This window comes from Hymenobacter siberiensis, assembly GCF_018967865.2.
Classification (GTDB): Bacteria; Bacteroidota; Bacteroidia; order Cytophagales; family Hymenobacteraceae; genus Hymenobacter; species Hymenobacter siberiensis.
In genome coordinates this window covers 2,749,186-2,773,766 of sequence record NZ_JAHLZY020000001.1, presented here as the reverse complement: position 1 = coordinate 2,773,766, position 24,581 = coordinate 2,749,186, and the positions used below count along the sequence as shown (strand labels likewise).

Below are 24,581 nucleotides of genomic sequence, written 5' to 3'. Positions count from 1 at the left end.
CGAGCGTAGCCGAGGCATCTCGCCCGCTTCGTTGCGACATTTATTAATTACTACTGCACGCGAGATGCCTCGGCTACGCTCGGCATGACGTTCAATTACACCACCAGATAAGAAATCAGCGGGTTGAGCGGGCTGCGGCGCAAAGCGTAGTTGGCCACGCCAAACACCTCGTCAAACGCCAGCGTCTCGCCGGGAAACTCGGGGCAGTTCAGCTCGTCAAAAGCCACGATGGCACCTTTGGTGAGGCGGGGCCGGATGGCTTCGAGGCAGGCCTTGGTGGGGGCGTAAATGTCGAAGTCGAAGTAGGCGAAGGCGATGACGGTTTCGGGGTGGTCGCGCAGGTAGCGGGGCACGGTTTCGGAGGCGTCGCCGGCCACCAGCTCAAACTTGCGCTTGTGCGGGATGGGGCTGTCGGCTTCGTGCAGCGCCAGAATTTCGGTGAGGTAGGCCTGGTACTCGGGCGTTACGCCATAGTCGCCGGCCTTCACCCGGTCGCCATCCTTCGCATCTACCGACGGGAAGCCGCCGAAAGTGTCGAAGCCGATGATTTTGCGGTTGTAGTTGAAGGGCTCGTAGATGCCGCGCAGGGCGTGCATCAGCGCCAGATTCTGTCCCCAGCGCACGCCGAATTCCATGGCCACGCCGTGCACCGGGATGATTTGTTGGTAGAGCTCGGTGAAGAACAGCAGGCGCGAAAACGTCTGCCGGTTCAAATACAGGCCCAGGTTGTTGAGCAGCTCGGTGTTCGGAATCGGCGACTCGCGCAGGGTTTGGGCGAAGCCTTCGCGGCGCAGCTGCTCGGACGCGGAGGCCCCGCTGAGCACGGAAATGGGGGAAGACATAGGGGAGGGGAATCGTTTTAGAGCAGCGAGCTACGGAATAACCAGAACGTCATGCTGAGCGCAGCCGAAGCATCTCGACCGCAATGGTAATCCAGTCGTAAGGATTTACGCTCTCGGTAGAGATGCTTCGGCAAGCTCAGCATGACGTTCTGGTTATCCCATAGCCGGCTGCAAAAATGCAACAATACTGCGGCCCAGCCCAACGCCGGCCAGGGCTTCGTAATAAGCGGCCACGGCAGAAAGGGGAGCCGTGCGCAACAGGAAATTGTCCTGCGCCAGTCGGGTTTTGTGGGCGCCTTTGCCGGTGGTACGGTCCATTACGTAGTTGGTGGCGGGGTTCAGCAGGTTGAGGTCAATGGGTTGGTCGCCAATGACTTTTGCAACGTGCCAGCCGGTGGCATCGGCCAGGTTTCGCAGGCCGGACTGGTTGAAATAGGAGAGGTGGTCGGGCAGCACCACCCAGAAGGGTCGGTCGATTTGGCCGCTGGCCAGCAGGTGTTGTTGCAGGGCCGAAAAATCGTTGGGCACGTCCACCACGAGCACGCCACCGGGCTTGATGAGGCGGCGGCAAAGGCGCAGCAAATTGGCGGGTTCGAGGACGTGTTCGAGCACGTTGTCCAGCCAGAGCACGTCGAACTGCCGGCCGTCGGCCACCAGCTGCTGCACGCCTTCGTACAGGTCGCCGGTGCGCAGGTGCTCTCGCAGCCCCGGGTGAAACTTTTCGAGGCTGAAGCTGCTAAAATCCAGCCCCAGCACGTCCCAGCCCTGGCGGTGGAAGTAGTCGAGGGCCCAACCCTCGCCGCTGCCGATGTCGAGGAAGGAACCGGTGCCGCTGGCCTTCCGCAACTGCTCCAGCACCCAGTGCCGCAGCCGTAACTTGCCCTCGATGTGCTCCCGCTCCTCGGCCGGGTACTCGGACTGGTAGGTGGTCAGGTTTTCCTGGTAGTAGCGCTTGGCGTAGTAGTCGCTCAGCTCGGCCGTCGTTGGCTTGTCCTTTATTTCGTAGAAGCCGAACTCGTTCAGGCGCAGGGTATCGGGCAGGGTCATATGGTTTTTTGCTCGATATGCGCGTTCAGGGCCATGATTTCGGGGTGGGCTTCGAGCAGGGCCAGCAAGTCGGCCACGTCCAAATTCTGGGCGTGGTGCTGCTCAATCAGGGCCTTCAGCACGGCGTAGTCCTCGGCCGTATCCAGCGTGATTCGGAAGCGGCTGAAGTCGCCGCCGGGCCACACTTCATCGCGGTAGATGACGCGGCCGGCCGTGGCCGGGTTAGCCTTGAGGTAGGGCGTGACGTGCTCCCGCTCGTAGGGCAGCGTGGCGTGGGCATAGGCTTCGGCCAGCATTTCCATTGAAAAAATTTCGAAATCCAGCCCGCGCGGGAAGGTGCGGACGATGGAATTGGAGCGGTACACCAGCGGGTTGCCCTCTGCCAGGTAGCGCGCCACGGCGGCACCAATCAGCGGGCCGTCCACCAGTGGGCAGTCGGAAGTGACACGCACGATGACGTCGAGGCCGAACTTTTGGGCCGTTTCGTAGTAGCGCGCCAGCACGTCGGCCTCGCTGCCGCGATGGTAGGGAATGCCGTTGGTTTCGGCATAGGCGGCCAGCACGTCATCGGCTGGTTCGGTGGTAGTGGCCAGGTAGATGGGCAGGCCGCTTTGCCGGGCGCGGGCTACGTGGTAGTCCAGCAGCGGGCGGCGGGCGGCGGGCAGCAGCACCTTGCTCGGCAGCCGGGTGCTGCCCATCCGCACCTGCGAAATGATGCCGGCGTGCTGCATTAGGAGACTTTTTCGAGTAAATAAATCACGTCCTGGTTTCCGCGCTCGGCATCGTTGACGTACGGGTAGAGGTGCTGCTTCACGAGGCGCAGGTTCGGGAAATTATCCAGAAAGACCTGCGCGAAGTCGGTTTTCCAGAGGAAGCCCTCGTTGCCCCGGTACTTGATGGGCGTGGTTTCGGGGGCGTAATACTCGTAGCCCATTATGTAGCGGCGCGAGGTGCGCACTATCTCGCTCATTATGCGCGGCAGGTCGTCGGGGGCAATGTGGATGAGCACGCCGTTGGTGCAGGTCACGTCGAAGTAGTTGTCCTTGAAGGGCAAGTCGAAGCCGCTGCCTTGCAGGATGTTCACACCGCGCACGAAATCGCGGGCTTTTTCCACGGCGTAGCTTTGCAGCTCCACGCCATAGAGGTTGGTGAAGCCGGCCGCCTGCAGGCCCACTAGCTGCATGCCAGTGTTGCAGCCTACTTCCAGAATACGCGCTTCGCGGGGCAGTTCGCCGAGAAATTCGGCGTTCATTTCCAGCTTGGTGTGGCCGTAGAGGTCGCGGTAAAACGCGTTCCACTCATCGAGCGGGCGGGAGTTGCGGTCGGTGTATTCGCGGCCAAAATCGCCGGACCAGAAATCTTCTTGTTGGGTGTGCTGCAAGGGAAGTTAAGAGTTAAAATTTAGAGGTTAAGAGTTATCGGTAAAGAGTATGGTTGGTGAAGCCGTGGTCTGATTGGACTAGTTGGCTTCTTAACTCCTAACTCTTAACTAAAAACGCAGTGATACACGCCACCACATAGGCCTGTTCCTCGTCGGTCAAGGTCGGGAACATGGGGATGCTGAGGCAGTGCGCGTAGTAGTTTTCCGCCAGCGGGAAGTCGCCTTCGCGCCAACCCAAGCCTTCATAATACGGCATGCGGTGCACCGGGATGTAGTGCACCTGAGTAAATATCTGCTTGGTTTTCAGGAAGTCGTATAGCTCCAGCCGATTAGCTACTTGAATGACGTAGAGGTGGTAGGCGTGGCCGGGCTGGCCGGGGGCCAGCACCGTGAGGCCGGGCATGTGGGCGAAGGCGGCATCGTACTGCGCGGCCAGCTGGCGGCGGCGGGCGAGGCCCTCATCGGCGCGGGCGAGCTGGCTGAGGCCGAGGGCACAGTTGAAATCGGGTAGGCGGTAGTTGTAGCCCAGCTCCTGCATTTCCATGTACCAGCCGCCGTCGGGCTCGCGGATAAGGTCGGCCGGGTCGCGGGTGATGCCGTGGGTGCGCAGGTGCAGCAGGTGGTGGAACAGGGCCTCTGAGTTGGTGGTAATCATGCCTCCCTCGCCGGTGGCAATGTGCTTCACGGGGTGGAAGCTGAAGATGGCGAGGTCGGCGAAATTGCCATTGCCGCAGCGCTGCTCCCGGCCCTGCGAGTCGATGAAGAAGCCGCCGGGCGAATGGCAGGAATCCTCAATAATCCAGAGACCAAACTCATCGGCCAGCTGGCGGGCTTTCTCCAAATCAACGGCCAGCCCGGCGAAATCGACGGGAATGAGGCCGGCGAAATAGCCTCTCGGGTGCGCTTCCAGCAAGGCCCGAACCTTCACCAAATCAATCAGGCCCGTGGCCGGGTCAATGTCGGCAAACTGCACTTCGCCGCCGCAGTAGCGCACGCAGTTGGCCGAGGCCGAGAAGGTGAGGGGCGTGGTGATGACGCGCTGACCGGGCTGCACGTTCAGGGCCAGGGCGCAGAGATGCAGCGCGGCCGTGCCGTTGCTCACGGCCACGGCGTATTTGGCGCCGATGTAGGCGGCAAACTGCTTTTCAAACTCGGCTACGGTGGGGCCCTGCGTCAGGTAGTCGGCCTGTAGGGCAGCCGTGACGGCGGCGATGTCGGCCGCAGTGATGTTCTGGCGGCCATAGGGCAGGGGGCGGGTGGGGTGGAAGGCGGGGTTAGGCATGGGTGGGCAAAGGTAAAAGCTTTCGCCGCTGGGCTACTAACTTGAATTGGTGCTATTTTCGCAAATGACCCTACGCTACTCTACCACTCTGCGGAAAACAGTGTGTTTCTGCTGGGGGCTGTTACTTCTTGTAGGCTGGCCGGCCCAGGCACAACACGAATTCGATGCTTGGCGTTTTGGCATCAGGGCTGGACTGCAGTTTGGGCAAGTGCCCACGTCGGCCCCACCAATGCCCGTAGCTGGGAGTGCCCTCAATAGCTTCGAAGCCTGCGCTTCGGCGGCGGATTCTACTGGTCAATTGACCTGCTATACCGACGGCCAACGGGTATGGAACCGCTTGAATCAACTCATGCCCAATGGACAGCTCCAGGGCGGCGACCTATCGGCGGCGCAGGGGACGTTGTTGGTGCCCGACCCGGGCTCGGCCGCCCGGTACTACCTGTTCAGTGTCGATGCCGTCGAGAATAATTTGGCTGCAGGCTTCCGCTATTCCGTAGTCGACATGAGGCTTAACAATGGTTTGGGCGACGTATTGCTGCCTCACTCGCAACGGCTGACGCCGATTCCAAACTTTCAGTGCACCGAGGGCCTGACGGCAGTCTGTGACCGCAGCCAGACCGGTTACTGGATAGTAGTGCACAGGGTCAATACATCCGATTTTTATGCCTACCACCTGCAAGCCAGCGGCTTTGCGGCGGTGCCAACGCTAAGCACCACGGGAAGCATCCACAGTAACAACTTTACCACCAGGCAGCCGGCCGCCAATGTTTTGTTGCGGGCCTCCCCCAATGGCCGAATCTTGGCTGCGGGGGTTCCGGGGGAGGGCTTTGAACTGTTCGATTTCGATAACGCCACCAGCCAGGTCTCAAATCCGCGACGTCTGCCATTAGCATTAATCGTTCCATATGGAGTGGAGTTTTCGGATGACAACACCAAGATTTATCTGTCGGATATTTCTCGGGGGACGTTGTACCAGTATGACCTGGCCGCTCCTGCCGCTCTACCAATGCTCATTGCTGACCAAGGAAGTGGTAACATAGGAGGCTTGCAGCGCGGTACGGATGGCCGCATTTACGTGGCTCGGGCTAATGCAATGGCATTGGGTGTCATCATAAATCCCAACCTCCCCGGCACAGCCTGCAATTACCAGCCCGCAGCGGTGTCGCTGGGCGCGGTCCGGGGCTACCTCGGGTTGCCAAACTTTCCCAATGCTTGGCTCCGAAGCCGTCGCGGGCCACAACTGCTCAGTCCCGCCGCCGTCTGTGCGGGCGGGTTGGTCACGTTCGGGGTCAGCCCAATGGCAGTGGGAACTGCGGCAACGTGGAATTTTGGCGAGCCTGCGTCTGGGCCGGCCAATGTGGCTCAGGGCTCTCCGGTGCAGCACCGGTACGCGGGCCCTGGTACTTATCGGGTTCAACTCATCTTACGCACTGACTCGAGCACGGTAGGCTTGGTGCGAACCGTGACGGTAGAGCCTCCCGTTGCCTTGCGCCTGTTGCCGTTAGATACGGTGCTCTGCAGCGGTTCGTCGCTGACCTTGCGTCTTTCAGGCTACCTGCCGGGTTCTACTTTCGCATGGAGTGATGGTGGCCCTGCGCTGCCAGAACGTTTGATTCGCACCGGCGCGGGCCGCTACACGGTGCGCGTAATCAGCCCTGCGGGCTGCGAGACCACGGCTAGCGCTACCGTTGCCATCCGCACCTGTGCTCCAACTACTGTCAACATTCCCAACATCATCACCCCCAACGGCGACAACCAGAATCAAACATTTATCCTCAAAGGTTTGAATCCCTCAGACTGGCAACTACACGTCTACAACCGCTGGGGGCGTGAAATTTATCAACAGGAAAAATATGACAATACTTGGTCAGCCCAAGGTCAGCCCGATGGCGCGTATTACTATCTGCTCACCAACGCCACAACCAACCAAAAACTCAAAGGCTGGCTGGAAGTGCGTCGTTAGCCGCTAGACCTCAAACGCAGCATCGACGTGCAGGCGGATTTCGTCCCGAATCTGCTCCGCGTCCAGCCATTCCTCGTTGTTGGCCGAGTCGTACTGAAAGCCCAACGGCACGCGCTTGCCGTTGAATTTCTCGATGAACTTGTCCACATTCCAGGTCGGCATCGAGGGCAGGATGACGTAGTAGCGGTCCAGCTCGATGGTACTCAGGGCGTCGGTTTCGGTAATCATTGCCTCGTGCAGCTTCTCGCCGGGGCGGATGCCTACGATTTTTTGCTCGCACTCCGGGCCGATGGCGCGGGCCACTTCCGTTATTTTGTAAGAAGGAATTTTCGGTACGAAAATCTCGCCGCCCCAGGCATGCTCCAGTGCATAGAGCACCAAATCCACGCCTTCCTCCAGCGAGATGTTGAAGCGCGTCATGTCGGGGTGGGTGATAGGCAGCACGCCGGTGTGGCGCTGCTGCAAAAAGAATGGCACCACCGAGCCCCGCGAGCCAATTACGTTGCCGTAGCGCACCACTGAAAAGCGCAGGTCGCGCTTGCCCTTCATGTTATTGGCCGCCACAAAGAGCTTATCCGAGCACAGTTTGGTGGCGCCGTAGAGGTTGATGGGAGCGGCCGCCTTGTCGGTGCTCAGGGCCACCACGTCCTTCACGCCGCAGTCGAGGGCGGCGTTGATTACGTTTTCGGCCCCAAAAATATTGGTCTTGATGCACTCCATCGGGTTGTACTCGGCGGCGGGCACCTGCTTGAGGGCGGCGGCGTGAATCACGATGTCGATGCCCTCGCAGGCGCGGTGCAGGCGCTCGCCATCGCGCACATCGCCAATGAAATAGCGAATTGCCGGGTACTTGGCCGGGCTGAATTCCTGGCTCATCTCATACTGCTTCAGCTCATCGCGGGAGAATACTACGAGGCGCTTCACCAGCGGAAATTGTTCGAAAACGGTGCGGACGAATTGCTTGCCGAAGGAGCCGGTGCCCCCCGTAACGAGGATGGATTTGTGGTTGAGGTCGAGAGCCATGAAATAGAATAAGCCAAAACAGGACTGCAAAAGTAGGGTATTCGGGGTTGGCGCTTGCACACCGGTCATCCTGAGCAGCGCGAAGGGCCTTAGCACGCCTGAAGTGCTTGCCGTATTCGCAACGGCCCAGGCCTGCTAAGGTCCTTCGCGCTGCTCAGGATGACCGAAACGTTCACGCTACAAGCCCTGCCGGCGCTACTTTCGCGTCACGAATGCTATTCAATTCCCTTCATTTCCTCGTCTTTTTCCCGATTATCGTCGGGCTCTACTATGGCCTGCCGCCGCGCTGGCGGGGCCCCCTGTTGCTGCTGGCCAGCTACTACTTCTACATGAGCTGGCGGGCCGTGTATGCCCTGCTGCTGCTGGCCACCACGCTGCTCGACTACTTCAGCGGCTACCGCATGAGCCTGCTGCCCACCCGGCGGGCACGGCGGCCGTGGCTCTACCTCAGCCTGGCCAGCAACCTGGGCACGCTGTTCGTTTTCAAGTACTTTAATTTTTTTCGCGATGGCCTGGGGCAGCTTGCCGAGGCCCTGCATCTGCCGTTTGCGGTGGGCCCCACGCTGGGGCTGCTGCTGCCGGTGGGGGTGTCGTTCTACACGTTCCAGTCGGTGGGCTATATCATTGATGTGTACCAGGGCCGGCTGGAGGCGGAGCGGAATTTCGGGCGGTTTGCGCTGTTCGTGGCGTTTTTTCCGCAGCTGGTGGCCGGGCCTATTGAGCGGGGCGGGCACATGCTGCCGCAGTTCCGGCGCGAGCATTCGTTCGATTATGCCCGCATTGTGAGTGGGCTGCGGCTCATGGCCTGGGGCCTGTTCAAGAAAGTGGTAGTGGCCGACCGGTTGGCCCTGCTCGTCAACCCCGTCTTCAACAACCCTCGGCAGCACCCCGAAGGCCCCCTGCTGGTGCTGGCCACGCTGGCCTTCACCTTCCAGATTTACGGCGACTTCTCGGGCTATACCGATATGGCTCGGGGCGCGGCCCGTGTGCTGGGGTTCGATTTTAACCTGAATTTCCGGCAGCCCTACCAGTCAGCCTCCGTGCCGGATTTCTGGCGGCGCTGGCACATTTCACTGTCGAGCTGGTTCCGGGATTATCTGTATATCCCACTGGGTGGCAGCCGGGTAGGCCAGCTTCGGGCATACATCAACCTGCTGATTGTCTTTCTCGTGAGCGGCCTCTGGCACGGGGCCAACTGGACGTTTCTGGTCTGGGGCGGCTTGCACGGCGTGTACCTGGTGCTCAGCACTTTGGCCCGGTCGTTGCGCGAGCGGCTGGCGCAGCGCACGGGGCTGGCCGCGCACCCGGGCCTGCGGCGGGGGCTGGGCGTGGGTATCACCTTCGGGCTGGTGGCCTACGCCTGGATATTCTTCCGGGCCAATACGCTGGGCGATGCGCTCTTTATCAGCCGCCACTTATTCAGCGGCTGGGGCAACCTGGGCGGGCGGGGGCTGGCTACCTTATTGCTCGATTTCTCGCAGCACTACCGCCCCGAGCTGGCCGTGGCCGCCCTCGGCGTGGGCCTGATGCTACTGGTAGAATATTTCGGCAGCCGGCGCAGTCCGCAGGCCTGGGTGGCCGCGCAGCCCTTCGCCACGCGCTGGGTGGGCTACGCGGGGCTGGTCCTGCTCATCTTCTACCTGGGGGTTTTCAATAGTACCTCGTTCATTTATTTCCAGTTTTGAAAATGCCCGTGCGCGCTATTGTTTCCAGGTTGCTGCTGCGCCTGTTGCTCCTGCTGGTAGCGGGCCTGCTGGGGGCGGTGCTGTTGGCCCCCGTGGTGCTGCGGGGTGGCGTCGATGCGTTCTATGGCCGCTTCACCAGCCCGCCGGCCGGCTCGCTTGTTCTGGGCACGTCGCGGGCGGCGCAGGGCATTCGGCCGGCGGTGCTCAGCGCCGGGCTGGCCGGGCAGTTCGATGGTCCGCTGCTGAACTATGCGTTCACGCTCACGCACTCGCCTTATGGCCCGGCCTACCTGGCCAGCATCCGCCGCAAGCTGCGGCCCGAGGTGCGCAACGGCCTGTTCATCATTGCCGTCGACCCGTGGTCGCTGTCGCTCACCGGCCCGGAGGGTACGTTTCCCGAAGCTCAGTCCTTCATCGGCCAACTGCATCAGGTCAGTCAGAATCCCAATCTGCCCTACCTCACCCGCTACCAGACCAAGCCGCTCTACCGCCTGCCTCTCGACTACGCCACCGCCACCGAGCGCCTGCACCCCGACGGCTGGCTCGAAGTCAATATCGGCACCGACAGCGCCCAGGTGCGCGCCCGTACCGCCCGCAAGCTCCAGGATTACCGCCGGCTGGCTGCCAGCCAGCATTTATCCGAAGGCCGCCTGCTGGCCCTGCGACAGACCATTGCCTTCCTCAAGCCGCACGGCCGCGTGGTGCTGGTGCGCCTGCCTGTGGGGCGGTCATTGTTGCAGTTGGAAAATGCCTATCAGCCCGGTTTCGACCAGCAAATGCGCTGGCTCGCGGCCGCCTTCTCCCTGCCTTACCTGGACTACAGTAACCAGCCCTACGCCACCACTGACGGCAACCATCTGCAACGGGCGGCCAGCGCAGCATTCAGCCAAAAGCTGGCCGCTGACCTTATTCGTTGACCAGTTTTGCCAGCTGCCCCGCCAGCGCCCGGCGCGAGTAGCGGGTGTGGCTCACCGCCGGTAAATCAAGATTGGGATTGATATGCCACCGGGCCACCATTGCTTCCAGCGTATCGCGCATCAGCGCGGTGTTCTCGTAGGGCAGGGCCTGGCCCGCGCCGCATTCCTGCAGCAGGTGGTCGGCGTCGGAGCCGGCGGGGCCTATGCAGAGGATGGGCTTATTGGCCGCGAGGTACTCGAACACCTTGCCCGGCAGAATGCCGAAATTGCGCGGCACGTCCGGAATGGCCATGAGCAGGGCCGAGGCTTCGAGCAAGTATTCTACCGACTTGTCGTGCGGCACAAAGGCGATGAACTCGGTTATCGGCAGCAGGCCGGCTCGCGCTATCTGGCTCCGCAGCTCATTCGAAACCTGACCCACGAAGCGCAGGCGCAGGGGCACGTCGGGGTGGGCGGCGGCGCAGGCGGCCACGGCTTCCAGCAGGCGGTTGATGTGGTAAAGCTCCGTGATGGTGCCGGTGTGGGTGATGCGCAGGCAGTCGCGGGGGGGCTGCGAGGACTGGCGAAAGTCCGACTCGTCGTAGCCGTTAGGCAACACGTGGAATTTGGCGGCCGGCAGTTCCGGCAGCTTGGCCAGAAACAGCCGCTTGGTTTCGGGCGAAGTCACCAGCACAGCATCGGCCTGGCTTAGCACGCGGCGCTCGTAGCGCGCATCGAGCCAGGCGGCCAGCGGTGTGTGGTGCAGGTCTTTGTAATAATAAATGTCCGTCCAGGGGTCGCGCAGGTCGGCCAGCCAGCGCAGGCCGTGGCGGCGCTGCAGCTCCTGGCCGATGAGCTGCGTGGAATGCGGCGGCGACGACGTGAGTACGGCATCGAACTGCTCGCCGGTGGCCAGCAGTTTCTCCACGGCGGCCAGGGCGTGGCGGTTCCAGCCCCGGCGCGGGTCCGGGACAAACAGGTTGCCGCGTACGAAGCGCAGCGCCTGCTGCAGCAGCCCGGGCTTGCCTTCGTTGGCGAAGCCGCCGTAGGGTACGGCGCGGCCCGTCAGCTTCTTATAGCTCTCAAACGGCTCGGTGGTGCCCGTGCGGATAACGCGCACGCCGGGTGGCACTTCGGCCAGCAGGCTTTCGTCGCGTACGGGGTAGCTGGCCTGGGTCGGGTCTACCGTAATTACCGTGGCCTCCACGTTGAAATGCCCCAGGTGCTTCACAAACTTGAGGCAGCGCTGCACGCCGGCCCCGCCCGAGGGCGGCCAGTAATACGTGATAACGAGCAGGCGCAGAGGGTGGGGGAGTGACACGGTGACCGGAAACATAAAGCGGGCCACGAAGGTACGCCCGCTGCCGGTTTTCGGCCTTTTATGGTTACTTTTGGGGTTCAGTTTCAGCTTGATTCCGAGGGGGCGCCCCGCACCAAATCAGCATAACCAGTTCAACCAGCGCTAAATCAGCGATTCAATGTTCGATAATCTCTCCACCAAGCTCGACCGGGCCATTAAAACCCTTAAGGGCCAGGGCAGCATCTCCGAAATCAACGTCGCGGCCACCATCAAGGAAATCCGCCGGGCGCTGGTCGATGCCGATGTTAACTACAAGGTTGCCAAGGATGTAACCGACAAGATTAAGGAAGCTGCCATGGGCCGCGATGTGCTCACGGCCGTGTCGCCGGGCCAGCTCATGGTCAAAATCGTGTACGACGAGCTCACCGAGCTCATGGGCGGCGAGAAGAAGGACATCACCATCAAGGGCGACCCGGCCGTGATTCTGCTATCGGGCCTGCAGGGCTCGGGCAAAACCACCTTCGCCGGCAAGCTGGCCAGCTACGTTAAGAAGCAGGGCCGCAATACGTTGCTGGTGGCCTGCGACGTGTACCGTCCGGCCGCTATTGAGCAGCTCAAGGTGCTCGGCGAGCAGATTGGCGTGGAAGTGTACTCGGAAATCGAGAACAAGAACCCCGTTGAAATCTCGCGCAACGCCGTTGAGTACGCCCGCAAAAACGGCAAGAAAGTAGTCATCATCGACACCGCCGGCCGCCTGGCCGTGGACGAGCAGATGATGCGCGAGATTGAGCAGGTGAAGGCCGCAATCAACCCCAGCGAAACGCTGTTCGTGGTGGATTCCATGACCGGCCAGGACGCCGTGAACACCGCCAAAACCTTCAACGACCGCCTGAATTTCGACGGCGTGGTGCTCACCAAGCTCGACGGCGACTCGCGCGGTGGCGCGGCCCTCAGCATCCGGGCCGTGGTGGAAAAACCCATCAAGTTCATCTCGACGGGCGAGAAGATGGACGCGCTGGACTTGTTCTACCCCGACCGCATGGCCCAGCGCATCCTGGGCATGGGCGACGTTATTTCGCTGGTAGAACGCGCTCAGCAGCAGTTCGATGAGGACGAGGCCAAGCGCATCAACGCCAAAATCCGAAAGAATCAGTTCAACTTCGACGACTTCCTCTCGCAGCTGGAGCAAATCAAGAAGATGGGCAACATCAAGGACTTGATGGGCATGATTCCGGGCATGAGCAAGGCCATGAAGGACGTCGAAATCGACGACGATGCCTTCAAGCCTGTTGAGGCCATCATCAAGAGCATGACCAAGCAGGAGCGGGCCAATCCCGACCTCATCAACGGCTCGCGCAAGAAGCGTCTGGCCAAGGGGTCCGGAACCGATATTCAGCAGGTGAACGCGCTGATGAAGCAGTTCGACGACATGCGCAAAATGATGCGTACCATGAACAAAATGAGCCAGACCAAGGGCGGTATGGCCCAAATGGCCAAAATGATGGGTGGCATGAAAGGTGGCCCCGGCGGCATGATGCGCTAAGCCCACGCCCGCGCAAGCCCGCCGCACAATTAGCTACTAAAACAAGCCCTGGCGATTCGTCAGGGCTTTTTTCGTGTGTCCGCCCGCCAATAAAGCTCATTTGAAAGCGAGCCGGGGAGTTGCGTGGCGCGGTAGTACTGCATTGCCCGTTAGTAGATTATTGCCAAAAAATATTGAAACATTATGGCGAAGTCTGGGCTTACCCCGTAATACGGGAAAAACAACTTGCATCAGGCAATCCTGTGGCTATCTGCTCCGGTTTTTGGGAGTAGGCCGGGTTGCCGGCGCTCTCCTTCCTTCACCAACCCAACCATTTTACCACCAATCTCATGTTTGCAAAAATACTTCGTTCGCTGGCTGCCGCTGCTTTGCTGGCTGCCCCGTTGGTGGCTTCGGCCGACCACCTGCGCCCCCATCTGTTACTTACGGCCCGGCTTAGCGGGGCTCAGGAAGTGCCCGCCGTGGCTACCAGCGCGCAGGGCGTAGCGGCCATCACCGTGAATTCCACGCGCGATACCATTTTTATTCAGGCTGCTTTCAGCGGGCTGAGTGGGCCTGTTACTGGGGTGCATTTTCACGATGCTCCGGCGGGCGTGAATGCCCCGGTTAGTGTGAACCTGCTAAGCAAGCTGCGCGGTAACCGGGTTTCGGGCTTTCTGGCCGGTGCTGACGTTACGCCCCTGCGCATTGCGCGGCTGCTGCGCGGGCTGGTGTACCTGAACGTGCACACCATGGCCAACCCCGGCGGCGAAATTCGCGGCCAGGTCACGGTAGAGTCAGATGATGCGCTGGCGGGCGTGCTGAGCGGTGCCCAGGAAGTGCCGGCGGTGGCTACCACGGCCTCTGGCCTGGGCGTATTCACGCTGAGCCAGGACCAGGAGCGCCTGAAGTTTCGGGTGGTGGTGAACGGGCTGAGCGGTGCCATCACGGGCGCGCATTTCCACATTGCCGGCCCCGGGGCCAACGCTCCGGTAGCCCTCAGTCTCTTGCCATTTCTCACCGGCAATGTACTGGAAGGCGAAATTTCGTCGCAGGGCACCAACCCGCTGCTCACGCCCGCACTACTGGCCGCGCTGGTGCAGGGCGGGGTATATATCAACTTCCACACGGCTACTAACCCCGGGGGCGAAATCCGGGCGCAAGTACTGCCCGAGCGGCGCGTGCTGCCTTTGGATACCCGCTTCGACGGTGCGCAAATGGTGCCTGCCGTCATCACTTCTGCCTCGGCCGTATCTGTGGGCCGGCTCGTTGGCACGCTCGATACCGTGCGGGTGCAGGTGGCCTACACCGGCCTGAGCGGCCCGCCCGTGGAGCTGCGGTTTTACGCCGCCAATGCCGGCGTGGCCAACACCCCCGCCAACCTGGTGGGCACTGTGCCCGTGATACCCGGGGCCGGGGGCAACGCGGTGGGCAATGTCATCACCTTCGAGATTACCGCCCCGACCCTGACGCCCGCCCTGGCAAACCTGCTGCTGAACACTGGCATAAACACTGTGCTGACTACGGCCGCCAACCCGAACGGTGAAATTCGTGGGCAGGTAATCCGGCTGGCCCGCGAAGGCTACAGCATTGTACTGAACGGCGCCCAGGAACGGCCCAACCCGGTGGTTAGCAACGGGTACGGCGTGGGGTTTGTGAGCATCGACCGGGACCAGACCAACGCCCGTTTCGCCGCCGTGTGGGGCGGCCTGAGCGGCCCGGCCACCATGGGCCACTTCCACACCGGCACGGCTTCGCAGTCGGGCGGGGTGGTATTTAGCCTGTCTCCTTACTTCGACAATGCCACCAACCCCACGTCGCTGGCCGGCTACTGGAAAAGCGACAACGCCGCACCCTTCACCACGGCCCGGTCATTGGACTTTCGCAACGAGAACATCTACCTGAACCTGCACACGGCTGCCAACCCCGGGGGCGAAATCCGGGGGCAGGTGTACCGGGGCGCGCGCAACTTGCAGGTAGTGCTGGCCACCCAGCCCGCCGCCGTGCTATCCGAAACGTTTAGCGCCGCTCCCAGCCCCTTCAGCTCCGCGCTCACGCTCTCCTTCGACGCCCGCTTTAGTGCTGCCGGCCAGCTGCGCATCACCGACCTGCTGGGCCGCACCGTTGCTACCCAGGCGGTGGCCGTGCGCTCCGGGGCCAATTCCCTGCCCATTGCCTTGCCCACTGTCGCCCCCGGCATGTACCTGCTCACGCTGGAAGTTGGCGAAACCCGCTTGACTACCAGAATTGCCAAGGAGTAGGGACCGGCGAAATGCCGCTTGCTGGATAATTTTAAGGTTGCATTAGCTATAACGTATTTGCACTGAAACACTTTAGAAAAAAGGGAGGGCTGCGGAATTTTTTGGTGCAGTTCTTGTTGGTATCTCTGTGAAAGAATAGTTTTTTAAGGTGTTTTGGTATGGATAGGCTGGCCTCAATGGGACCAGCCTATTTTTTTGCCTTGGCAGCTAGATTTGCTGTAAGGATGTCCCGGCTCGCGCGTCAGGCTAGGTAAGATGCAGGCCCGGAGCCCGGTGTACCTTGCAGAGGTTTCCGTTTCGAATTGTGGTTTTATGAAGCAGCTTGTTGAAAAGCATCCGTTGGCTATTCGGTGGTTTCACTGGGTCAATTTCCCCGTTCTCAGCCTCATGATTTGGAGCGGGATGTGGATATACTGGGCCAACGACGTGTACCGCCTGGGCTGGGGTAAAACTACGCTGGTCAAGTTCTTTCCGCAGTCTTTCTACGCAGCCTTCCACGTCGACCACAAGCTGGCGCAGGGTATGAGCTGGCACTTCGTGCTGATGTGGGTGTTTTTCCTCAATGGCCTGCTGTACGTGGGCTACACCGCTTTTTCGGGCGAGTGGCGCTACCTGCTGCCCACCCGGCACTCCTTCAAAGAAGCCGTGCTGGTAACACTGCACGACCTCGGCCTGTATAAAAAGCCGCTGCCGGTGCGCAAATTCAACGGCGCGCAGCAGATTGCCTACACTTCGGTCGTTATCATGGGGCTGGGCTCGGTGCTTACGGGGTTGGCCATTTACAAGCCTACGCAGTTTGGCTGGCTCACGCAGCTGCTGGGCGGGTATGAGTTTGCTCGCATCATTCACTTTGCGCTCACCATCGGCTACGTGCTGTTTTTCGTGGTACACATTACCCAGGTGGTGCGGGCCGGCTGGAATAATTTCCGGGCCATGGTGGCGGGATTTGAGATTGTGGAGATTGAACCCGCGACGCATAAGCTGGAAGCCGGCCCCACGTCGCTGCCCGCCGCCGATGAATCCCTTTCGTCTCAATAATTGCCGCTTTTCGGTATGACTGACCCTTCCCTCGCGTCCGCGCCGCTCGACGGCCCCGGCGCTTTGCCCCAATCTGAAGCCGCGCTGCTGGCCGAGGCCCGCCGCCGCTCGCGCCGTTCCTTCATCGGGCTGGGGCTGGCTGGCCTCGCGGGCATTGGCGGCTGGCGCTGGCTGGTGTCGCAGCCCACTGATCAAGGCATTCCGTACCCGCTGCGCAATGCGCTCGATGCCAATAGTCGCCTCAGCCACGCTTATTTCAAGCATCTGCGCTTGGCCCCCGAGTTTGCCCGCAGCCGCGCCAAAATGCCCCGCGTAAACGGCCGGGTAGGCCTCGCCGGTGACGTGGACTCCGCCACCTGGCGAATGCGCGTGCAGGCCTACGGTTCCGGCAAAACCCAGGAGTTCTCCCTGGCCGATATCCAGGCCCTGCCCAAAGTGGAGATGACCACTGAGCTCAAATGCATCGAAGGCTGGAGCATCGTGGTGCATTGGGCTGGTGCCCGGCTATCCGATTTTTTGGCCCGCTACCCGCTGGCCACCCGCAGCGGCCTGCCTGCCGACCCGCTGAGCCCGCCCGCCGACCTCGCGCCTTACGTGGGTATGCGCACGCCCGACGAGCTATACTATGTGGGCATCGACATGGCCAGCGCCCTGCACCCACAAACATTGCTGTGCTACGAAATGAACGGAGAGCCGCTCACGGCCGCCCATGGCGCGCCGCTTCGCCTCGTCACGCCCCTCAAATACGGCATCAAGCACCTCAAGCGCATCGGCACCATCGCCTTCGCCGATACCCGCCCCAAAGACTACTGGGCCGAGCTGGGCTACGACTGGGACGCGGGGCATTAGGTTTGAGGGTAGGAGGGTAGAACGTAACGGCTCTGGGGTAGGAGGTAAAGAACTTCATACCCCCATAGCCTCTTTAATGTACCACGCGCAGCTCGTAGCGCTCGGGCTGGCCATTGAGGGCGGGTATGTACCATGCACCCACGCGGCTGGGGCCGTAGCCCAGGTTTACTTTTACCCATTCATCGCGGGTAGGGAGCAGGGCGATGATTTCCTGCTCCAGGCGGGACAAATCGGTGGGCGAGTGTTGGGTACCGCTGTTCTGGTCGTGAGCGGCGCGGCGCAGCTCTTTTTCCATTTCCAGGTAGGTATTGACCTTTTCTTCGAGCGGAATAAGATTGGGGTTGAGGTAGTCGAGGTTGGAGGCCATAAAAAAGCGGCTGGAAAACCAGCAGATTGGTAAGGGGTAAGGAGCTTCTCAACGCCGCCCCGGCCCCAAAAGATACGGCCGCGCCGGGCGGTTACGCCGGAGTGGGGCTGGTAGTGCCGGCGGCGGGCCGGTTGCGCTGGCACTTTTCGCCGCAGTATTTCACGTCGTCCCAGTTGGCGCGCCACTTTTTGCGGTACTCGAACGGCCGGCCGCAGGTGACGCAGATTTTGGTGGGTAGCTGGCCTTTACGCAGTTTGGCGGGAAGCATAATGAGGGGTTGAGCAGTAGGGTAGCATGCAAACGCCTGGCCCCGGCGCGAAGTTTTGGGTAATTTTGGCTATCGATGGGTTATTGAAGCGTTGTTGCCGCCAACCCCGGCCGTGGCGCGCCTCAACGGCCCAAAATGCGCTTTTAATTTCTCTATGACCACAACCACCGCCCCCGATGTGCTGGGCCAGGCCCTGCTGGACTACCACCACGGCACTATTGCCGCCACCGTCACCGTGCATTGCAGCGCCGCCGATGATGAGCCGCTGCCGGCCGCCTACTTCTTCCGCACCCTGCTCCAGATGCCGGAGCTGGAGCGCCTGGCCCTCGACGAAAGCCGGGGCCGCGTGCTCGACCTTGGGGCCGGGGCCGGCTGCCACAGCCTGGAGCTGCAGAGCCGGGGCTTCCAGCACGTAAAGGCCGTGGACGTATCGGCCGGCTCGGTGCAGGTGATGACCGAGCGCGGCGTGCATACCGTGGCCCGCCACGACTTATTTGCCCCGCTGCCGCCTACCGAGCTGCCCTACGACACCATCCTGCTGCTAATGAACGGCCTCGGCCTGACCGGCACCCTCGACGGCCTCGATAAATTTCTGGCCCACGCCCGCACCCTGCTGGCCCCCGATGGGCAGATTCTGGCCACGTCCTCCGACGTGCGCTACCTCTATGAGGACGAGGAAGGGGCGCTGCTCATCAACCTCAACGGCCCGTACTACGGCGAAGTTGAATACACGCTCAGTTACAAGGGCCGCACCGGCGAGCCCTTCCCCTGGCTGTTCGTCGATGCCGCCCTGCTCAACGACGCGGCCCAAACTGCCGGCTACACCGCCGAATTCCTCAGCGAAGACGAGAACGACCAGTACCTGGTGCGCCTAATGCCTGTTGGCAATTAACAATTGGAGTTGTTTAGAAAGTCACAAAAGGTACTCAAACGGTCATGCAGAGCGCAGCATCTTGCTCGCATCGTTGAACGGGCCTGAGGATGCGAGCAAGATGCTGCGCTGCGCGCTGCATGACCGTTCGGGGACTTTCTAAACAGCTTCATTATGAATTAAGAATAAACAATTCATCAGCAACCTTTTCAATTCTATTTCACTAACCTAATTCTTAATTGATTTTGACCAACGCCATCATCTACCGCACCCGCTGGGCCGATATGGACCCGAACGGCCACATGCGCCATTCCGCCTACGCCGACTATGCCGCCGACCAGCGCCTCGTTTTATTGGCCGAGTGGGGCTACGATATCAAGGAATTTGCGCGCCTGCGCCTGGGTCCCATCCTGTTCCGCGAAGAAACGACTTTCCTCAAGGAAATACACATTGGCGAAGAAATTCGGGTGGATAGCCGTCTGCGCAGCGTGAACGACGACGGCACCCGCTGGAGCATCACCCACACCATTTACAAGGCCGATGGCCGCGTGGCCGCCATCGTAGCCGTCGACGGGGCCTGGCTCGACCTCGACCGCCGCAAGCTCACCACCCCGCCCGCCGAACTCGCCACGGCTTTCCGCGAGCTGCCTGCCTATGAGGTGCCGGTGAAGTAGAAAGGTATAAAGAAGCAGCCCCCGAATTGATAAATTCGGGGGCTGCTTCTTTTATGTGGCTGGCGCTAGGCATGGGCATCGGCCCGCACCCCGGCCGTGGGCCGCAGGACCTTGGTGATGCGGTCCAGCTGCTGCTGATGATGCAACAGGTGGTCGACCAGGTGCTCTATTACCTGATAGATGGTGATGCGGCCCGAGCGCGGATGAGGGAATACGGCCCGGTTCTGCTGCCGGCTCGGAAACTCGTTGAGCAGCCGCTCCATCTGGCGGCGGGAGGCTTCCCAGGACTTGCGCATCTCGTGCAGCGTGGGCAGCTCGCCGGCATCGGTGAGGGTAGCCACACCGCGCGGTGCTTTGAACTTGAGGCCGGGCAGGCGCAGCATCAGGCGCACAAACTGCACCTGCAGCTTTGTAAAAAAGCCAACCTTCGGCAAAAGCTCCTCCGCCTGGAGCTTCTTCTGGACATACTTGAGGATGTTCTCTTCAACAAAAAGCAGGTGATGCACTACCTGCACCGCCGACCATTTGCCCGGCGCGGGAGCCTTGTTCTGATCCGGCCCCAGCGCCTCGGCCGACGCCAAAAGTCGTTCAGTAGACCGTTCGAGCTGTTCAAATTTGAGGTGAAGGCGGTGATTCATGCGGGTGGGGAGGATGAAAAATAGCCTTACGGCAGAGCTAGCGCAAAAGATACGGCGACAATTTGATTGGCTTCGCGGCCCGATTCGGACCGTGTGACTGGGCAAGGCCCGCGCCGCGCCGCATAAGCTGCGGCCGGTGCCTAGTTTTGCGGTACTCATGGCTACTCGTTCCACATTTTTTTCGGCTCCGTGGCCTGCCCGCTGGCGGGTGCTCGCCGTGCTGGTCCTCTACGCCGCCTACCTGCCCCTGAGCGGCTACACCGTGAGCCAGTTCCGCTTCGACGCGGCCGAATACTGGGAATTTTCCTTGAAATTCACGCAAAATGGAGGGTTTTCCCTGCTGGCGTTCGATGCGCCGATGCGCGGCTACCTGGGGCCGTTGCTCGTGCTGCCGGCGCGGCTGCTGTGCCATTTCACGGGCTGGTCGATGCTCACCGGGGCACAGGTGCTGGGGGCGGGCTGGGCGGCCGTGCTATTCGGCGTGGCCCTGCCGCAGCTATGGGCCCAAGCCACGGGCCGGGCCCTGAGCGGCGGCCGCTGGCTGGTGCTGCTCAGTCTGTCTTTTGTCTTCTGGCGCGACTATTTCAACTTCACCCTCAGCGATATGCCGGCGCTGGCGCTGCTGCTGCTGAGCCTGGCGGCGCTGGCGCGGCGCGGCTGGGGCTGGGCCGCAGTAGCCGGGCTGCTGCTGGCGGCGGCCATCAATATTCGGCCCATTTACCTGGCCAGTGTGCCGGGTGTGCTGTGGCTGTTGTGGAAGAATACGCAGCCGGCTTCCGGTTTCTCTATCTGGCGAAGTGGCGCGGCGCTGGCGGTCGGGTTGGCACTGGTGTGGCTGCCGCAGTTTCTAATTAATATGCGGCATTTCCAGCAGCCCACGCCGCTGGTGCTGGCCGGGCAACCCGGTACCGCGCCGCTCTATCTGAAGCAGCTCACCTGGGGCACGGCGTTCCAGCGCTACGAATCGAGTTTGATTCTGGAAATCCCCCGTTCGCTGGTTTATGCCGATTCCGTTGGGCAGCGCGCCCTGGCTGCTGAGCCGGGCCACCGGTTCGGCAGCTACGGCCAGTATGCGAAGTTTGCGCTGCATCAGCCCATTAGCACCAGTGGGCGCTACCTGCGCCACCTGTTCAACGGCCTGGATATTCGTTTCCCCACGCCCTATCCCCGGCAGCTGCAGCCGCCGGGCCAGGCTGCGCTGCGGCTGCTGAACTATGCGCTGCTCGGTTTGGGCATTTTGCTGGCTATAGTCGCCGGGCTGAGAAACCGGCGGTTGGCCTGGTCATCCATGGCAGTAGGCTCATTGATAGCATTGCTGCTGCCGTGCCTGCTGGTATTGCCCACGCTCATGGAAAGCCGGTTTCTGCTGCCCCTGCATCTGTTGGTGCTCACGATGGTAGCGGGAACGTGGCAGCCAGGGGCGTGGTGGCGCGAGCTGGCGCCCGTGCGCCGGGTAGCATTGGTGGCGGTGGCGGCCGGCTGGCTGTGGGGGTGCTGGCATGTATCAGAAGCCACGGCGGGGCAGCTGCGCCCGCCGAGCGAGGCTCCGCAGGATTAGCGGCAACTTTTTCATAAAAAAGGCCCCGCCAGCTTTCGCTGACGGGGCCTTCCAATTTCCATAATTCAACCCTACACTTTGGCGTAAGTTACTTCCTTCACGGCTTTCACCACGCGGGCCACGTTGGGTAGCGAGGCTTCGATGAGGGTGGGGGCGTAGGGCAGGGGCACGTCGGCGCAGGTGATGCGGATAACGGGCGCGTCGAGGTAGTCGAAGGCGCGGCGCTGCACGATGTAGGCCAACTCGCCCGAGATGCTGGCCAGCGGCCAGGCTTCTTCGATAACCACCATGCGGTTGGTTTTCTTCACCGAGTTCACCAGCGTGTCGTAGTCAATCGGGCGCACCGAGCGCAGGTCGATTACTTCGGCTTCAATGCCTTCCTTGGCCAGCTCATCGGCGGCGGTGTAGGCGATTTTCATCATCTTGCCGAAGCTCACCAGCGTTACGTGCTTGCCCTGGCGCACGATGTTGGCTTTGCCGATTTCGAGCAGGTACTCTTCCTCGGGTACTTCGCCCTTGTCGCCATACATCAGCTCCGACTCCATGAAAATCACGGGGTCGGGGTCGCGAATGGCCGATTTCAGCAGGCCTTTGGCGTCGTAAGGATTCGAGGGAATCACTACTTTCAGGCCGGGCGTATTGGCAAACCAGTTCTCGAAATTCTGCGAGTGCTGGCTGCTGAGCATGCCGGCGTTGCCCGTCGGGCCACGGAACACGATGGGGCAGGAGTACTGCCCGCCCGACATCGAATACAGTTTGGCGGCCGAGTTAATCACCTGGTCGATAGCCACCAACGAGAAGTTGAAGGTCATGAATTCAATGACCGGAATCAGCCCGTTGGCCGCCGCGCCCACGCCGATGCCGGCAAAACCCAGCTCAGCAATCGGGGTATCAATCACGCGCTCGGGGCCGAACTCGTCGAGCATGCCCTGGCTTACTTTGTAGGCGCCGTTGTACTCGGCCACTTCTTCGCCCATTAGGAACACCCGCGGGTCGCGGCGCATTTCCTCGGACAGGGCCTCGCGCAAGGCCTCACGGAATTGAATTTGACGCATGGTTCTCTTTAGGGTAAAGCCGCAATTGGGCCGTTTGGCAAAGCTACAACAGGTGCGGCGGACGGGCAACGGCCCCTAAGAACATTAGCCCGCAGAAGGCGCCGAGGGTTGCGCAGAGGTCGCTGAACGTTCGGCGACCTTTGCGCAACCCTCGGCGCCTTCTGCGGGCTAAAAAGTCGGCAGAACGGCGCTACCGCAACGCCTCCCGAAATACCTTGCCCTGCGCATAGTCCTGAAACTCCAGGTCTTCTACGGCGCGCTGGGCGTAGCTGCGGTCGAGGGCCACGGCCTGCTTGAGGAAGGTGCCCACGGCCGCTTCGTTTTTCTGGCGGGCGGCCACCACGGCCAGGCCGTAGATGGGCGCGGCGGCCGTGGGGCGCAGGGCTTGGGCCAGCTGATATTGTTCCTGGGCCAGCTCGTAGTGCTCGCGGCCCACTTCGATGAGGGCGCGGTTGAGGGCGTTCTGGTAGCTGGGGCCGGCGTATTGGAGGCTGCGCAGGGCCTCGTCGGGCTGGCCGACTTCGATTTCCAGGGCGGCGCGGTCGGAGAAGATTTTGCGCAGCAGCGGGCGCGGGCCGCCCAGCTTAATGGCGTAGTCGTAGTTCTGGAGGGCTTCGAGGCGGTCGCCGGCGCGGTGGTAGGCAGTGGCGGCGTGGTAGAAGAACTCGGCCGTGGGATTGCGATGGGCGGCCAGTGTGAAGTTGACGGCCGCCCGGCGGTAATAGGCCTTCTGAATTTTATCGGTGGGCTCCTTTTCGGCGCGCATCAGCAGCACCACGCCCAAGTTGTGGAAGGCTTCCCAGCTGTTGGTATTCGCGGCCGATACTTCATAAATACGCTGTTTTTCAGCCAGCAGTGGCGTGAGCGTGGCCGAATACCGCAGCTCCTCGGGCGTGAGGGCATCGGTTTCGACCTGCTTCTCCACAATCTTTTTCGAGAGCAGGTACACTTCCGAATCGTAGCGTTTTGGGGCGGTGTAGCTCACGGCCACGGTGCCGAAACGCAGTACCGGATAGATGTACTGCTCGATGTAATCGAAGGAAGTGAGCCGGTGCAGGGCCTTTTCCTTCTGCTCGAAGGTGCCCTTGGTATCGTTGATTAGGGTGACGACGGAGTCAATCTGGTCGGCTTTCAGAGCCGAGGTCGTGACTTTCTGGAGGAAGGTATCCCACTTGCGCACGTAGGCCAGCGTGTCGTAGCGAATCTCCTCGTTATTATTGAGATACGAGAAGTTTTTCACCCGCTGCTTGTAGTAGTAGAGCAACATTCGGACGCGCTTGCTGGCCAACAGGCGGTTGTGGGCATCGGTAGAGTCGGGCGAGTGGCCCGCGATGATGAGCACCTGCTTTGTGTGCTGGTTGGCATCAATCAGGTCTTCGAGGGCGGCCACGTTGGTACCCAGGTAGCCCCGGATAAACCACTTGTCTTCATCGAAAAAGAAGGGCAGCACGCGGGTGCCGCTCATGTTGTTGCTGGCGCGCTCTGGCAGCAGGGTCAGGGCGGTGTCCTCGCGGACTACCAGGCGGGCGGGGTCGGCGATGCCGCGGGCCACGCGCACATCGCCGGGGGCGCGAAGAATTTTGCCGTTTTTTTTCAGCTCACGCACCTGGGCGTGGGCCAGCAGCTCGCCGGGGTTGCGGCCGGGCGTATTGGGCAGGGTGAACTTCTGGGTGGCGAGGAGCTGGCCTTTGTTTTCATCGTCGTACACGAAGTTGCCCGACGTGAAGGTGATGCGGCCGAGGGTGTCCTCGCGCAGGCCGTGCTCGTAGCGGTAGCGCAGCAGCAGCTCGTAGGCCACGCCTTTTTGCAGGTGGTTGGCCGGTACGCGGGCTTCTACCGCAAAGGGCACGGCCTCGCCGGAGGCCGTGAGCACGGCGGGGCGGGCCACCACGGTACGCCCGGCTTCGGCCTGCTTCAGCACTCGGGGCAGGGTGCAGGCCGAGAAAAATACGGTGGCTGCCAGCAGCCCGTGGGCCACTGGCCGCAAAAGATTACGCATTAAAACACCTGAGGTGGAAAGACAAAAACCGCCCTTACAAACGTAGAAGTCTGAAATTAGTC

At 61.4% G+C, this 24,581-nt stretch carries 22 protein-coding genes; 10 read left to right on the top strand and 12 right to left on the bottom strand.

The genetic code is table 11. The annotated features are described in order from the left end of the window. Positions 1–95: 95 nt before the first annotated feature. The 5 genes from KQ659_RS12365 to pseC all read right to left on the bottom strand — a co-directional run bounded on the left by KQ659_RS12365 (position 96) and on the right by pseC (position 4,552). Positions 96–842 (bottom strand): class I SAM-dependent methyltransferase, encoded by a 747-nt coding sequence (locus tag KQ659_RS12365; protein ID WP_216688521.1) that lies wholly within the window; start codon positions 840–842, stop codon positions 96–98. A gap of 153 nt (positions 843–995) precedes the next feature. Then, entirely contained in the window at positions 996–1,889 is an 894-nt protein-coding gene (locus KQ659_RS12360) for a class I SAM-dependent methyltransferase (protein ID WP_216688522.1), read from the bottom strand. After that, positions 1,886–2,620 carry a cytidylyltransferase domain-containing protein gene (locus KQ659_RS12355; protein ID WP_216688523.1) on the bottom strand — a complete coding sequence of 245 codons (735 nt, stop codon included), beginning with the start codon at positions 2,618–2,620 and terminating at the stop codon, positions 1,886–1,888. The genes KQ659_RS12360 and KQ659_RS12355 overlap by 4 nt, the downstream gene beginning before the upstream one ends. Further along, positions 2,620–3,270 carry a pseudaminic acid biosynthesis-associated methylase gene (locus KQ659_RS12350; protein ID WP_216688524.1) on the bottom strand — a complete coding sequence of 217 codons (651 nt, stop codon included), beginning with the start codon at positions 3,268–3,270 and terminating at the stop codon, positions 2,620–2,622. The genes KQ659_RS12355 and KQ659_RS12350 overlap by 1 nt, the downstream gene beginning before the upstream one ends. A 97-nt stretch (positions 3,271–3,367) precedes the next feature. Then, positions 3,368–4,552, bottom strand: a complete 1,185-nt coding sequence (gene pseC, locus KQ659_RS12345; RefSeq protein WP_216688525.1) for a UDP-4-amino-4,6-dideoxy-N-acetyl-beta-L-altrosamine transaminase — start codon at positions 4,550–4,552, stop codon at positions 3,368–3,370. A gap of 229 nt (positions 4,553–4,781) precedes the next feature. Between pseC and KQ659_RS12340 the strand changes: the two genes are divergently transcribed. Then, positions 4,782–6,515: a T9SS type B sorting domain-containing protein gene (locus KQ659_RS12340; protein ID WP_216688526.1), complete on the top strand. Its 1,734-nt coding sequence runs from the start codon at positions 4,782–4,784 to the stop codon at positions 6,513–6,515. 3 nt (positions 6,516–6,518) lie between these two features. Here KQ659_RS12340 and pseB read toward each other — a convergent pair whose 3' ends face one another. Further along, positions 6,519–7,538 (bottom strand): UDP-N-acetylglucosamine 4,6-dehydratase (inverting), encoded by a 1,020-nt coding sequence (gene pseB, locus KQ659_RS12335; protein WP_216688527.1) that lies wholly within the window; start codon positions 7,536–7,538, stop codon positions 6,519–6,521. Positions 7,539–7,750: 212 nt separating this feature from the next. On the opposite strand from pseB, the gene KQ659_RS12330 reads away from it, so the two are divergent. Both KQ659_RS12330 and KQ659_RS12325 read left to right on the top strand, forming a co-directional pair. Beyond that, complete coding sequence (locus tag KQ659_RS12330; RefSeq protein ID WP_216688528.1) at positions 7,751–9,223, top strand: MBOAT family O-acyltransferase; 1,473 nt, start codon at positions 7,751–7,753, stop codon at positions 9,221–9,223. 2 nt (positions 9,224–9,225) lie between these two features. Then, positions 9,226–10,140 carry a hypothetical protein gene (locus KQ659_RS12325; RefSeq protein WP_216688529.1) on the top strand — a complete coding sequence of 305 codons (915 nt, stop codon included), beginning with the start codon at positions 9,226–9,228 and terminating at the stop codon, positions 10,138–10,140. Here the strand turns inward: KQ659_RS12325 and KQ659_RS12320 are convergent. Beyond that, on the bottom strand, positions 10,130–11,440 hold the full coding sequence (locus tag KQ659_RS12320; protein WP_226929959.1) for a glycosyltransferase family 4 protein: 1,311 nt from the start codon (positions 11,438–11,440) through the stop codon (positions 10,130–10,132). The two genes, KQ659_RS12325 and KQ659_RS12320, sit on opposite strands and share 11 nt — an antisense overlap. Positions 11,441–11,597: 157 nt before the next feature. On the opposite strand from KQ659_RS12320, the gene ffh reads away from it, so the two are divergent. The 4 genes from ffh (at position 11,598) to KQ659_RS12300 (ending at position 17,089) form a co-directional block, all read left to right on the top strand. Further along, positions 11,598–12,962 carry a signal recognition particle protein gene (ffh, locus tag KQ659_RS12315; protein ID WP_216688530.1) on the top strand — a complete coding sequence of 455 codons (1,365 nt, stop codon included), beginning with the start codon at positions 11,598–11,600 and terminating at the stop codon, positions 12,960–12,962. Between the two features lie 329 nt (positions 12,963–13,291). After that, a complete protein-coding gene (locus tag KQ659_RS12310) occupies positions 13,292–15,202 on the top strand; it encodes a CHRD domain-containing protein (protein ID WP_216688531.1) in 1,911 nt (636 codons plus the stop codon). Between the two features lie 312 nt (positions 15,203–15,514). After that, the gene (locus KQ659_RS12305) at positions 15,515–16,240 is read left to right on the top strand and encodes a cytochrome b/b6 domain-containing protein (RefSeq protein WP_216688532.1); all 726 of its coding nucleotides are present in this window, start codon (positions 15,515–15,517) and stop codon (positions 16,238–16,240) included. Positions 16,241–16,255: 15 nt separating this feature from the next. Then, on the top strand, positions 16,256–17,089 hold the full coding sequence (locus KQ659_RS12300; protein ID WP_216688533.1) for a molybdopterin-dependent oxidoreductase: 834 nt from the start codon (positions 16,256–16,258) through the stop codon (positions 17,087–17,089). Between the two features lie 73 nt (positions 17,090–17,162). On the opposite strand, the gene KQ659_RS12295 is transcribed toward KQ659_RS12300, so the two are convergent. Both KQ659_RS12295 and KQ659_RS12290 read right to left on the bottom strand, forming a co-directional pair. Then, positions 17,163–17,456, bottom strand: a complete 294-nt coding sequence (locus tag KQ659_RS12295; protein ID WP_216688534.1) for a hypothetical protein — start codon at positions 17,454–17,456, stop codon at positions 17,163–17,165. 91 nt (positions 17,457–17,547) lie between these two features. After that, entirely contained in the window at positions 17,548–17,724 is a 177-nt protein-coding gene (locus KQ659_RS12290; RefSeq protein WP_216688535.1) for a DUF2256 domain-containing protein, read from the bottom strand. Between the two features lie 154 nt (positions 17,725–17,878). Here KQ659_RS12290 and KQ659_RS12285 point away from each other — a divergent pair, with 154 nt between their 5' ends. Next, the gene (locus KQ659_RS12285) at positions 17,879–18,616 is read left to right on the top strand and encodes a class I SAM-dependent methyltransferase (RefSeq protein WP_216688536.1); all 738 of its coding nucleotides are present in this window, start codon (positions 17,879–17,881) and stop codon (positions 18,614–18,616) included. Positions 18,617–18,834: 218 nt separating this feature from the next. Beyond that, positions 18,835–19,269, top strand: coding sequence for an acyl-CoA thioesterase (locus KQ659_RS12280; RefSeq protein WP_226929958.1), 435 nt, complete (start codon positions 18,835–18,837; stop codon positions 19,267–19,269). A gap of 65 nt (positions 19,270–19,334) precedes the next feature. On the opposite strand, the gene KQ659_RS12275 is transcribed toward KQ659_RS12280, so the two are convergent. After that, on the bottom strand, positions 19,335–19,907 hold the full coding sequence (locus tag KQ659_RS12275; protein ID WP_216688537.1) for a DinB family protein: 573 nt from the start codon (positions 19,905–19,907) through the stop codon (positions 19,335–19,337). Positions 19,908–20,064: 157 nt separating this feature from the next. Between KQ659_RS12275 and KQ659_RS12270 the strand changes: the two genes are divergently transcribed. Beyond that, complete coding sequence (locus KQ659_RS12270) at positions 20,065–21,465, top strand: hypothetical protein (RefSeq protein WP_216688538.1); 1,401 nt, start codon at positions 20,065–20,067, stop codon at positions 21,463–21,465. Between the two features lie 71 nt (positions 21,466–21,536). Here the strand turns inward: KQ659_RS12270 and KQ659_RS12265 are convergent, their stop codons facing one another. Together KQ659_RS12265 and KQ659_RS12260 are read right to left on the bottom strand one after the other, a co-directional pair. Next, positions 21,537–22,520 carry a pyruvate dehydrogenase complex E1 component subunit beta gene (locus tag KQ659_RS12265; RefSeq protein WP_216688539.1) on the bottom strand — a complete coding sequence of 328 codons (984 nt, stop codon included), beginning with the start codon at positions 22,518–22,520 and terminating at the stop codon, positions 21,537–21,539. A gap of 190 nt (positions 22,521–22,710) precedes the next feature. Then, complete coding sequence (locus KQ659_RS12260; protein WP_216688540.1) at positions 22,711–24,519, bottom strand: tetratricopeptide repeat protein; 1,809 nt, start codon at positions 24,517–24,519, stop codon at positions 22,711–22,713. Between the last annotated feature and the right edge of the window lie 62 nt (positions 24,520–24,581).

Bases quoted from the DNA above. Each gene is read 5' to 3' on its own strand.
- KQ659_RS12325 (WP_216688529.1), top strand. From the start codon at position 9,226: ATGCCCGTGCGCGCTATTGTTTCCAGGTTGCTGCTGCGCCTGTTGCTC.
- KQ659_RS12295 (WP_216688534.1), bottom strand. From the start codon at position 17,456: ATGGCCTCCAACCTCGACTACCTCAACCCCAATCTTATTCCGCTCGAA.
- KQ659_RS12365 (WP_216688521.1), bottom strand. From the start codon at position 842: ATGTCTTCCCCCATTTCCGTGCTCAGCGGGGCCTCCGCGTCCGAGCAG.
- pseB (WP_216688527.1), bottom strand. From the start codon at position 7,538: ATGGCTCTCGACCTCAACCACAAATCCATCCTCGTTACGGGGGGCACC.
- ffh (WP_216688530.1), top strand. From the start codon at position 11,598: ATGTTCGATAATCTCTCCACCAAGCTCGACCGGGCCATTAAAACCCTT.
- KQ659_RS12305 (WP_216688532.1), top strand. From the start codon at position 15,515: ATGAAGCAGCTTGTTGAAAAGCATCCGTTGGCTATTCGGTGGTTTCAC.
- KQ659_RS12290 (WP_216688535.1), bottom strand. From the start codon at position 17,724: ATGCTTCCCGCCAAACTGCGTAAAGGCCAGCTACCCACCAAAATCTGC.
- KQ659_RS12275 (WP_216688537.1), bottom strand. From the start codon at position 19,907: ATGAATCACCGCCTTCACCTCAAATTTGAACAGCTCGAACGGTCTACT.
- KQ659_RS12270 (WP_216688538.1), top strand. From the start codon at position 20,065: ATGGCTACTCGTTCCACATTTTTTTCGGCTCCGTGGCCTGCCCGCTGG.
- KQ659_RS12300 (WP_216688533.1), top strand. From the start codon at position 16,256: ATGACTGACCCTTCCCTCGCGTCCGCGCCGCTCGACGGCCCCGGCGCT.
- KQ659_RS12340 (WP_216688526.1), top strand. From the start codon at position 4,782: ATGCCCGTAGCTGGGAGTGCCCTCAATAGCTTCGAAGCCTGCGCTTCG.
- pseC (WP_216688525.1), bottom strand. From the start codon at position 4,552: ATGCCTAACCCCGCCTTCCACCCCACCCGCCCCCTGCCCTATGGCCGC.
- KQ659_RS12355 (WP_216688523.1), bottom strand. From the start codon at position 2,620: ATGCAGCACGCCGGCATCATTTCGCAGGTGCGGATGGGCAGCACCCGG.
- KQ659_RS12285 (WP_216688536.1), top strand. From the start codon at position 17,879: ATGACCACAACCACCGCCCCCGATGTGCTGGGCCAGGCCCTGCTGGAC.
- KQ659_RS12360 (WP_216688522.1), bottom strand. From the start codon at position 1,889: ATGACCCTGCCCGATACCCTGCGCCTGAACGAGTTCGGCTTCTACGAA.
- KQ659_RS12330 (WP_216688528.1), top strand. From the start codon at position 7,751: ATGCTATTCAATTCCCTTCATTTCCTCGTCTTTTTCCCGATTATCGTC.
- KQ659_RS12265 (WP_216688539.1), bottom strand. From the start codon at position 22,520: ATGCGTCAAATTCAATTCCGTGAGGCCTTGCGCGAGGCCCTGTCCGAG.
- KQ659_RS12260 (WP_216688540.1), bottom strand. From the start codon at position 24,519: ATGCGTAATCTTTTGCGGCCAGTGGCCCACGGGCTGCTGGCAGCCACC.
- KQ659_RS12310 (WP_216688531.1), top strand. From the start codon at position 13,292: ATGTTTGCAAAAATACTTCGTTCGCTGGCTGCCGCTGCTTTGCTGGCT.